The sequence below is a fragment of the Anaeromusa sp. genome, assembly GCF_028691475.1.
Classification (GTDB): Bacteria; Bacillota; Negativicutes; order Anaeromusales; family Anaeromusaceae; genus Anaeromusa.
The window spans coordinates 1-5,627 of the sequence record NZ_JAQUZF010000142.1; the positions used below are offsets into that span (position 1 = coordinate 1).

Annotated in this window: 7 protein-coding genes; 5 read left to right on the plus strand and 2 right to left on the minus strand. The window is 49.2% G+C overall.

Features of this window, described 5'->3' with window-relative positions; all coding sequences use genetic code 11:
- The 5 genes from PHF27_RS13015 to PHF27_RS13035 form a co-directional block, all read left to right on the plus strand.
- Nucleotides 1–808, plus strand: an 808-nt coding sequence (locus PHF27_RS13015) for an amidohydrolase (protein WP_300070923.1), incomplete at its 5' end; no start/stop codon positions are given.
- A gap of 59 nt (nucleotides 809–867) precedes the next feature.
- Nucleotides 868–1,074: a DUF3311 domain-containing protein gene (locus PHF27_RS13020; protein WP_300070926.1), complete on the plus strand. Its 207-nt coding sequence runs from the start codon at nucleotides 868–870 to the stop codon at nucleotides 1,072–1,074.
- Nucleotides 1,071–2,546 (plus strand): sodium:solute symporter family protein, encoded by a 1,476-nt coding sequence (locus tag PHF27_RS13025; RefSeq protein WP_300070929.1) that lies wholly within the window; start codon nucleotides 1,071–1,073, stop codon nucleotides 2,544–2,546. Before PHF27_RS13020 ends, PHF27_RS13025 begins: the two co-directional genes overlap by 4 nt.
- Before the next feature lie 70 nt (nucleotides 2,547–2,616).
- Entirely contained in the window at nucleotides 2,617–3,318 is a 702-nt protein-coding gene (locus PHF27_RS13030) for a class I SAM-dependent methyltransferase (RefSeq protein ID WP_300070931.1), read from the plus strand.
- On the plus strand, nucleotides 3,309–4,439 hold the full coding sequence (locus tag PHF27_RS13035; protein ID WP_300070934.1) for a Nif3-like dinuclear metal center hexameric protein: 1,131 nt from the start codon (nucleotides 3,309–3,311) through the stop codon (nucleotides 4,437–4,439). The genes PHF27_RS13030 and PHF27_RS13035 overlap by 10 nt, the downstream gene beginning before the upstream one ends.
- Nucleotides 4,440–4,541: 102 nt before the next feature.
- On the opposite strand, the gene PHF27_RS13040 is transcribed toward PHF27_RS13035, so the two are convergent.
- Nucleotides 4,542–5,231, minus strand: a complete 690-nt coding sequence (locus PHF27_RS13040; RefSeq protein ID WP_300070937.1) for an HAD family hydrolase — start codon at nucleotides 5,229–5,231, stop codon at nucleotides 4,542–4,544.
- A 130-nt stretch (nucleotides 5,232–5,361) separates the two neighbouring features.
- A partial coding sequence (locus tag PHF27_RS13045; RefSeq protein ID WP_300070940.1) for a hypothetical protein occupies nucleotides 5,362–5,627 on the minus strand: 266 nt, incomplete at its 5' end.

Sequence of the window (5,627 nt, forward strand, 5' to 3'; positions counted from 1 at the left end):
GGCGGAACTGCCCGGAACGGTGCGTTTTTTGTTCCAACCCAGTGAAGAACAGCTGCCAGGGGGCGCAGCCCCCATGATTGCTGCAGGCGCTCTAGAAAGCGTGGATTATGTATTGGGAACGCATGTCTGGAAAGATGTTCCCAGCGGGAAGGTATTAGTGCTGCCGGAAGCCATGATGGCGGCGCCGGACGAATTTTCGATTGAAATTCAAGGACGCGGCGGCCATGGTTCGCTGCCGCATCAAACAGTGGACCCGATTTGGATTGGCGCACAGATTATCAATGCCTTGAAAACGATTACGTCTAGTTTGGTAAACCCGATGGAACATGGAGTTGTTTCCGTGGGCATCTTCAAGTCAGGAGACGCTTTTAATATCATTCCCGATACGGCGCTTATTAAAGGAACTGTGCGTACTTTTGACGATGCGGTACGGAATGCGATTCATGATCATATACGGAAAATGAGCAGCGGCATTGCCAATGCTATGGGCGCGCAATGCAAGGTTGATATTATCAAAGGGTATCCGCCTGTGATTAATAATCCGGAGGTTGCCAGCGTTGTGGCGCAAGCTTCTAAAGAAGCGCTTGGCGAGGACGGACTGTTCAACATGCCACCAGTGTTAGGGGCGGAGGATTTTTCACATTATCTGGAAAAGACTAAAGGTGCTTTCTTCTTTTTGGGGATTGGCAATGAAGCTGCAGGCAGCGTATACCCGCATCACCATCCGCGATTTGATTTAGATGAAGAGATGCTGCCTAAAGGCGTGGAGATTATGCTGCGGAGTATTTGGAAATTGGGAAAACAATAAATACAGCAGAGGTGGCTCTGTTTACGATATAAGCGCGAATGCATGAAAGGGGAATGTCTATGAAATGGCTTAGAGTACTGCTGACCCTGATACCGTTTGTCTGGACCATTGCTTTTTTGCCTTTTGCCAATCGGGTTAAGCCATTGGTGATGGGCCTGCCTTTTTTGGCCTTTTGGCTGGTTGCTGGTGTGTTTATTGCTTTTCTCTGCCTCAGTGTTTTGTATCATCTTGATAAAGGAAGAGAAGAAAGGGGGAATCTGCGATGACGAATGAAGTTACTTCTTTAGTGGTGATTGCCGTTATGCTGGGGCTGGTTTTTGTTATCGGTATGGTTCCCGGCATGAAAAATAAGTTGGACCTTGAAGGCTGGGCGGTTGGCGGACGTAGTTTTGGACGCTGGCTGAACTGGTTTGTGTTGGCTGGAGAAATTTACACAGCTTTTGCTTTTTTAGGCGCCAGCGGTTGGGCCTACGCCAAGGGCGGCCCAATTTTCTATATTTTAGGTTATGGTGGCTTGGCTTATGTGGTTGGCTACCATGTGCTGCCCAAAATTTGCGAAGTCGGTCATGCTAACAAGCTTTTGACGCAGCCTGATTTAATCGCGCATTTATATAAAAGTGAAAAATTGGCTTTTGGGACCGCCTTAGTTGGTGTTGCTTTTTTACTGCCATATCTGCAATTGCAGCTGACTGGCTTAGGACTTATTATTGAAACTTGTTCCTACGGACAGATTACCCGGGTTCCGGCTATGTTGATCGCTTTTTCTCTTGTAGCGACGTTTGTGTATGTAAGCGGCTTGAAAGGGGTTGCCTCTACGGCCGTTATTAAGGATACCATTATGATGGTGGCGGTTGTCTTTTTTGGTCTCTACTTACCGTACCATTATTTCGGCAGTGTCGGCGGCATGTTTGAAGCCTTGGATACAGCGAAGCCCGGTTTTTTATCCTTACCGGGAGGAACGCCTAATCTAGATGTGACTTGGGCTATGTCTACGTTGGTAGTTACTAGCTTGGGTTTTTACATGTGGCCTCATTTTTCCGCTAATACTTTCAGTGCGAGATCCCCGGAGGTTCTTCGTCACAATGCGGTATATCTGCCATTATACCAATATTGTCTTTTATTTCCCATGCTTGTGGGCTTTACGGCTTTACTGGTTTTAGAGCCAGCCTTGAAGGTGCCGGACATGGCTTTTATGGCAGTTGTACAAAATCTCTTTCCCGGCTGGGTCTTAGGACTGGTAGGCGGGGCCGGGGCGTTGGCTTGCATGATTCCGGCGGCAGATTTGATTCTTTCCACTTCTATGCTGGTTTCGCGCAATATTTACGGTAAAACGGCCGGTAAAAATATGAGCCCCAATGAGATTGGACGCGTGGCGCGCTTTGTGGTCCTGCTGCTTACAGGGGTAGCCTTGCTGCTAGCTATTTTCCTGCCGAACATGCTGGTCAATTTGCTTTTGACTGGTTATTCAGGAGTGACGCAATTTTTTCCTATGATCGTTTTAGGCTTGTTTTGGCGTAAGGCGTCGAAGGAAGGCGCTATTGCCGGCTTGTTAATAGGAGAACTACTGGTATTTACCTTGATTTTGAACAAAATGGATCCCTTTACCTTAGGAAGCATTCATTTGAATGCTGGTTTTGTGGCGCTGACGATCAATACATTTATTTATGTTGTCGTCAATGAAGTCGTGTACCGCATGAAGACACAGACGCCGTCTGTGGAAGCGGAAAAGGTTTCCTGATTACAGGCAGGGCGTGATATAATAAACCCGCAGTCTTTAGACTGCGGGTTTATTATTTAGGAGGAAGATCATGAACATTCCTACATTGAGTAAACGGCTGCAGGCGCTGGCGGAGGAAGTTCCCGCAGGCAGCGTTCCTGCGGATATTGGTACGGATCATGCGCTATTGCCCTTATATCTTGTTGGTACCGGACGGTGTTTACGCGCTATAGCCGGCGACGTGCATAAAGGTCCTTTTGAAACGGCTTGCGAGGCGGTTGCGGAAGCCGGGCTTTCGGAATCTATTTCAGTGCGCCATGGTGATGGTTTAGCGGTGCTGCAGCCGGAGGAAGCGGACGTGTTGATCTTGGCCGGCATGGGGGCTGTTACTATGATTCAGATCTTTGAGGCGCAGCCGGAGGTTGTGGCGGGTGCTAAGCGACTGATTTTGCAGCCTATGATCGGTTCCGGTGCGTTGCGCCGCTGGCTAGGAGTACATAATTTTGCAGTAGTAAAGGAAGATTTACTAGAAGAAGAAGGGCGGCTCTATGAGTTCCTAGTGGCGGAGCCGGGAAATGCGACGAAGCTAGAGGAAGATATTTTATTTGATATCGGTCCGCTTTTATGGCAAAAACGACATCCATTGCTAGCGCGGCTGTTGGATGAACGACTTGAACATGCACGTAGTGTTGCCATGGAGATGAGAAAAAGCAAGGATGCTGTTAATACACAGCGGTATAAGGATCTTTGTGAACGAATTGCGGCGATGGAGGCGAAAAGAAAATGTCTGTAAAACTGCAGGTAATAATGGAGGCGCTGGAGCAATTAGCGCCGCGGCGTTTGGCGGAAGAATGGGATCGCGTCGGCTTGCAGCTAGGGCAGGGAGCGCAAGAGATTCGGCGTGTTCTGGTGGCCTTGGATGTAAATGAAGCCGTGGCGGCCGAAGCAAAAAAAGTTGAGGCCGACTTGATCGTAGCGCATCATCCGTTTATCTTTAAACCGTTAGAGCAGATTCACACGGATCGTTTTCCGGGGAAATTACTGCAGCAATTTTTGCGGGACAATGTGGCCCTTGTCGCAGCGCATACCAATCTCGACTATGCCACAGGCGGCTTGAACGATTGGCTGGCGGAAGCGCTGGAGCTGCAGAATGTGGATGTTTTGCAAGCGGGACCGGAAGAAAAACTCCTAAAATTAGTCGTCTTTGTGCCGGTTGAAGCAGTCGAAGCGGTGCAAGACGCGCTGGCTCGCGCTGGAGCAGGTCATATTGGCCGCTATAGTCATTGCAGCTTTCAAAGCGCTGGCGAAGGAACATTCTTGCCTTTGGAAGGAACCAATCCTTATAAAGGGAAACAGGGAAAACTAGAAAGAACGCCGGAAATTCGCTTGGAAACGATTTTGCCGCAGCGTATATCCGGGCGGGCGTTGCGAGCCATGCTGCGCAGTCACCCTTATGAGGAAGTTGCCTATGACTTGTATCCGCTCGTCAATGAGCGTCGTGAAGGAGGTTTAGGTCGTATCGGCTTGCTGCGCGGGGAGATGACGTTGGCGGAGCTAGCCAAGCAGGTGGCAAGAAAGCTCGATTTGCCGGGCGTACGGCTGGTGGGGGATTCGCAAAAAATCATCCGTAAAGCCGCCGTTTGCGGCGGCGCCGGTTCCAGCTTAATCGGCAAGGCGGCTTTTCGCGGCGCCGATGTGCTGATAACCGGAGATATAAAGTATCACGAAGCGCAGCAGGCTCAAAACAGCGGTTTGGCGTTGCTTGACGCAGGACATTTTGGTACGGAAAAGTTGATGGTAGGTAAAGTGGCGCAGTATCTGCTAGAGCAGTCTGTGGCCGGAAAATGGAATGTGGAAGTAATAGCGGCCCAGTCGGAACGCGATGTGTTTTCGTGGGAACCGTGCGGTGAGTAAAAACTGGGGAACGAACAAGAGAACCGAGTAGTAAAGAAAAAGTAATTCCGCTTGACCTAGAAGGCGTAACGGAATTGCTTTTTTTGAAGTTAGAAGGATACCTTACTTTCCAAGGGGAGCAAAGAGTGTTTTCGGTTCCGGCAGCTGCTGGTAGACTGCGGATGGGTTGAAGGAAAGCAACTCGGTTGTTGCGTATTGGCCGGTGGCAACGGCAGCAGTATGAGCGCCTATCGCTTGACCGCAAAGAATGTCATGAGGAGTATCGCCAATAATAAGGATCTGCTGTCCGGTGAGGGCGGCTTGCTTACTTTGCAGATCTAGCCAAAGACGGCGGGACAATTCATTGCGCTCTTCATCAAAATCGCAGAAGATGCTGGCGTCGAAGTCAAAGAAGTCTTTTAAACCATAATGAGTCAATTTCGCAAGGGCGCCTTGGCGGGTATTGCCAGTAAGCAACAGCGTTTTGATTTGCGGCTGTTGCTGGCTCCAGGCCAAGGATTCTTTCACGCCGGGAAGCACAACCCCCTGGCGTGCTTTTAAATGGGCTGGCAACAGGGATTCATAAAGTTCAATAAAGTTCTGCCGTTCGATCGGAGAGGCGTTAGCATAGCCGAAGCGTTCAAAGATGGTTCTGGCAATAAACCAGTCGGTGCGCCCTGCTGTGGGAATGGTATCCAAGGAGGCCTTTTTTTGGAAGAAAAGCAGCATGGCTTCTTCAAATGCATAGAGGCCGGCTTTGGCGGATCGCAGCAGAGTACCGTCAATATCCCAGACAGCATAACAGTAAGGCATTGTTTTATTCCTTCTTTCACTGTGTGTTGTTTCCTTTATAACAAACCGTATGCCGACTGGCAAGAGGAATTTGCCTGCGGAAAGAAAAGAACAGAAAGTGCGTTGACAAGGCTGCTTCTGCCATGGTATACTAACCCTCGTCGCTTCGGGGAACACCCCAACAGCCAGCAGCAAACGCAGCGCAAGCAGCGAATGAAAAAGCCGGTTGACAAGAAAGAAGCAATGTGGCATAATAAACCACGTTGCCGCTGAGAACAACAAGCGACACAAGTGCTCCTTGAAAACTGAACGATGCAAACAAGCCAGATGTGCGAGGCAACCTTTGCCGCAAGGTGAAGGAAGTCATTAAAAATTTCTTTTTTAAACTAAGAGCTGACATCAGTTCTTCGATTTTAT